Below are 4,245 nucleotides of genomic sequence, written 5' to 3' on the forward strand. Positions count from 1 at the left end.
ACGATGGGTTGTCCGCTATGCCGGGCTCATGGACGATGAAGCCGCCATCGCAAGCACGCCACGGATCGATCCTGGCGGATGGATGAGACCTATATCCGTGTGAAAGGGGAATGGGTCTATCTCTACCGTGCGGTCGACAAGTTCGGTCAGACCCTCGACTTCATGCTGTCAAAGCGCCGCAACAAGGCCGCAGCGACGAAATTCTTCGCACGAGCACTTGAGGCGAACGGCCTGCCGCGTACGCAAACACGGCCGGGATCAACGCTATCAATCGTATGCTGAAGCGGTTCGGATGCCCGGTTCCAATCGAGATGCTGCGGATCAAATATCTCAATAACATTGTCGAGCAGGATCATCGCTTCATCAAGCGACGCGTCCGCCCGATGTCCGGCTTCAAGTCGTTTGCTGCAGCGGCCTCGACCATCGCCGGCATCGAGCCTGTCAACATGATCCGCAAGGGGCAGTTCACGCCCGAATTGCGTCCATTTCAGCAATTCAGTCAACTGGCCGCCTGATCGCTCCGAGGTCAACGGGCGAAGATCAGCGCTCCTAAGAAATTTGCGACACAACCACCGAGACTGACCCCATCGGCCCACGGCCTGCGATCTGTTCCGGCGACCAATGTGACTTCAGCTGCTCGATGACTAGTTCGCGGAATTCCGGATAGCGCCTGAGCCTTCTAATTTGCGCCGACGCTCTTTGCTCGTGTCGTCGGCAATCGTGGCATTCGGGAAATTTCCCGTGTCGCATTTCTAAAATGGTGCTTTGGAGAATCTACGCCAAGTGCATCATGCCGGTTGGGAGGGTAGGGTATCAGCCACCCTCGCGCAAATGTGCCATGAAGACTTCGGTCGGGTTCTTAATCATGGTGCAAAATGCTCGTTAAGAATTTGGCGTTGCCAAATGCCTGCTCAAAAACATGCTTGAGCGTTTCTGACTTGAGGTCTAAACAATTTTGTCGTGAGAATCCCGAAACCCTGACGTAACGAGTTTTAGGATTTCTACGACGCCGCTGCGGCCTTCCTGCGATAGGTGAGCCTCAAGATGATGTAGCCCGCCAGACCTGCGATCAGCAAACCGGCCAGAATCCCGAATTTGACGCACTCCTGCATCGCAGGGTCACTGAGGCAGCGATGTTCCGTCAACGCCGCTCCGAATGACGGTCTTGGCCATTCGGAGGGCATTTTTGCGATCATTATGCCAACCGAACGGACATTCCGCCATCTACGATCATTGGACTCCCGGTCATGAAGCTGGATCGATCAGAAAGGAGGAACAAGGCTGCCTGCGCAATCTCCTTGGCGGTCGCCATCCGCTTCATGGGATGCAAGCCGGCGATGAACTCCAAAGCGGCCGGATTTCCTTCACCCCCGCTTGGCGTGATCGTACCGCCCGGCAATAGCGCATTAATGCGTATGCCCTCGACGGCGTGGTCCGATGCCAGCGACTGGGCCAAACCGATCAATCCCGCCTTGGATGCCGCATAGGCTCCCATGCCCGGCATGCCACCGTTGCTGAAGCCTACAAATGACGAGGTGAAGACGATCGAGCCTTGCCCGCGCGCCTTCATTGCCGGTATCTGCGCCTTGGCGGCCAGGAAGGCACCCGTCAGATTGACCGAAATCACATCGGTCCAATTGCCGAGGCTCATATCCGGGACAGGCTGCATCTCGCCCACGATGCCGACATTGTTGAATGCGCCGTCCAGCCCGCCGAACTCGTTTGTCGCGAGATAGACAAGAGCATCGGCGTAGCCTTCATCCTTTACGTCGCCGGCTAAAACCACGGCTCTGCCATTGGCTTGAGTGATCGCTTCCGCAAGGGTTTCAAGCTCCCCGGATCGGCGCGCGCCTAGAACTACATTGGCCCCTTCGGATGCAAATAGCCGCGCCGCCGCCGCGCCGATCCCGCTGCTCGCGCCGGTGACGATGATAGTCTTGTTTTCCAGTTCCATGACGTGTCTCCTGAATATTGCGTCATGGCTGTCTAGCGGCGCGGCAGATGGCGCGGCCACCCGATTTATGCCTTCAAATTATCTTTCGTGGAAATAGGGCATCGKTGTCACTAATTTCTGCGATTGAATAAAGCACCGGCGTGAAATCAGGATTTGTGCGACCGGACCCACGCATACGGACGCTATCCAACGCAGCTATTCGCGGTGCCTGAAAGCGGGTATTTCAAACATCATGCAACGCTCTGGCCGACTTCTTAGACTTCTTCAGGTGCTGCGGGAACGGCGGACTGCGGTGACCGCTCAGACCCTTGCGAACCTGTTTGGCGTGTCCGAACGCACGATCTACCGCGACATGGAAACGCTGGTGGAGCTGGGTGTTTCCGTGGAAGGCGAAGCCGGGATCGGCTTCATTTTACGGCCAGGCTTCTTTCTTCCTCCGATGGCACTGACCCAAATCGAGGCCGATGCGATCTTGCTGGGGCTTCGGTTCGTCGCGGCGCGCGGTGACGATAGCATCGCCGCAGCGGCCGACACCGTGTTGGTCAAGATTACTGATGGAATGGGAGATGATATCGCAGCGGCAATGCGCTCCAACGGACTCACGGTGGGTCCTTCGGGCAGCGGCAAGCTGACAGAACTGGCGACGGTCCGCGCGGCAATGCGAGACCAGAGGAAATTGCGGATCAAGTATGGAGCTGGTGACGGAAGAGCGCTCAACCGCACTGTCTGGCCCGTAGCGTTGGGCTTCTTTGACCAAGCGGAGATATTGGCAGCATGGTGTGAAACCCGAGACGCCTTCCGCCATTTCCGCATCGACCGCATCGTAGAGCTTCAAGCGTTGCCAGACCCTCTGCCGCGATCCCGCCGCAGTCTTCTGGCGGAGTATCGGCTCCTAGAGCCGCAGGCCAATCTCTGACCTGGCAATACTCCTGACAATTTCTGTCCAAACAGGATGTTAATCCTTTGTCTCACGCAAGAACAAGGGAGACCGTCATGCACATCATTCTTGGAGGGACGGGTCGGGTCGGCTCCGCGACAGCACGCGCTCTGCTGGACGCTGGACAGGATGTAACGATTGTCACGCATGTCCAGGATCACGGCGCTGATCTAAAAAAGGAGGGCGCCCGGATCGCCGTGGCCGATATTCGCGACGTGGATACTCTGCGGAAGATATTTCGCGCCGGCAAGCGCGCGTTCCTGCTGAACCCACCCGCTGATCCGTCAACGGACACGGACATTGAAGAGCGCAAGAATGTCGCCGCAATCATTGCCGCTCTGGAGGGATCCGGTCTCGAAAAGGTTGTTGCGCAATCCACCTATGGAGCTTTCGAGGGCGAACGCTGTGGGGACCTGACCGTGCTTCATGAGTTGGAACGAAAGCTGCTCGCCCAGCCAATTCCGGTCGCTATCAATCGCGGCGCATACTACATGAGCAACTGGACGGGCATGGCCGAAGCTGTCCGAGCGAACGGGGCTTTGCCCAGCTTTTTCTCCGCCGCTCTGGTCCTACCGATGGTCGCGCCCAGGGATCTCGGGCAGGCGGCCGCCCGGCGGCTTATGGAACCTGTCTCGAATACTGGTATCCAGCATATCGAAGGCCCTGAGCGATATACCACGCAAGACGTCGCAGATGCCTTCAGCAATGCCGTCGGCCGGAAAGTCGAAGTTCAGGAAATTTCACGCGACGCGCTGAAAGAGTCATTCGAGCAGTTTGGGTTTTCGGCAAAAACTGCAGCGTCCTATGCATGTATGACCGGCAAGGTGATCGACGGACAAACCGATGCAAACGATGAGCCGGTGAGAGGGCAAACATCCCTCCGCGAGTATATTCGATCCTTCTTGGGCGTCGGTGTCGAAGATCGGCATCATAGGTGACCTGGTAAAACTCCTGACTTCTGCGGCAGCTTTCGCAGCTGATTTACGCGCCGCTCCAAATCTTAGGTGATTTGCGTCAATGGTTTCGCTTCCCTAGGCGTTGGTGCACGGATCGGTTCCTGGCCGCAATTCAGTCTATGGAAGCGTTCCTCATTTCGTCTTCGTCTTGCACCGAACGGATTTCGGGTATCCGCATGCCAGCATGCGATTGAGGACAGAGCAGCCGATGGCTACCTCTGTGCGCTGAGCCGGAAACGATCGTGCCCGCAAGCGCGGCCCGATGATCCTCTTGTATCGACCTATTGCCGTTTCAACCAAGGCGCGTTTGCCGTAGCCAGTGGACGTCTGCCAACTCAGACGGCCATCTTTATCGATCGATGCTATGTGATCGTCTCTTTGGCCGCGGGCTTCGGTCT

General features: G+C 57.3%; 3 protein-coding genes and 3 pseudogenes. 3 read left to right on the top strand and 3 right to left on the bottom strand.

Going from position 1 to position 4,245, the window contains the following annotated elements:
• Nucleotides 1–515 (top strand): annotated as a pseudogene (locus AC1DUU_RS24675) (IS6 family transposase); the annotation flags it as partial.
• Between the two features lie 52 nt (nucleotides 516–567).
• Here AC1DUU_RS24675 and AC1DUU_RS24680 read toward each other — a convergent pair.
• Nucleotides 568–719 (bottom strand): annotated as a pseudogene (locus AC1DUU_RS24680) (IS30 family transposase); the annotation flags it as partial.
• A 476-nt stretch (nucleotides 720–1,195) separates the two neighbouring features.
• Nucleotides 1,196–1,954, bottom strand: coding sequence for an SDR family oxidoreductase (locus AC1DUU_RS24685; RefSeq protein WP_476786011.1), 759 nt, complete (start codon nucleotides 1,952–1,954; stop codon nucleotides 1,196–1,198).
• A 232-nt stretch (nucleotides 1,955–2,186) separates the two neighbouring features.
• On the opposite strand from AC1DUU_RS24685, the gene AC1DUU_RS24690 reads away from it, so the two are divergent.
• Together AC1DUU_RS24690 and AC1DUU_RS24695 are read left to right on the top strand one after the other, a co-directional pair.
• Nucleotides 2,187–2,870, top strand: coding sequence for a helix-turn-helix transcriptional regulator (locus AC1DUU_RS24690; RefSeq protein ID WP_476786012.1), 684 nt, complete (start codon nucleotides 2,187–2,189; stop codon nucleotides 2,868–2,870).
• 77 nt (nucleotides 2,871–2,947) lie between these two features.
• On the top strand, nucleotides 2,948–3,829 hold the full coding sequence (locus AC1DUU_RS24695; RefSeq protein WP_476786013.1) for an NmrA family NAD(P)-binding protein: 882 nt from the start codon (nucleotides 2,948–2,950) through the stop codon (nucleotides 3,827–3,829).
• Nucleotides 3,830–3,979: 150 nt separating this feature from the next.
• Here the strand turns inward: AC1DUU_RS24695 and AC1DUU_RS24700 are convergent.
• Nucleotides 3,980–4,245, bottom strand: a pseudogene (locus tag AC1DUU_RS24700) (IS5/IS1182 family transposase); the annotation flags it as partial.

It is taken from the genome of Aminobacter sp. P4_H6_2, assembly GCF_056400805.1.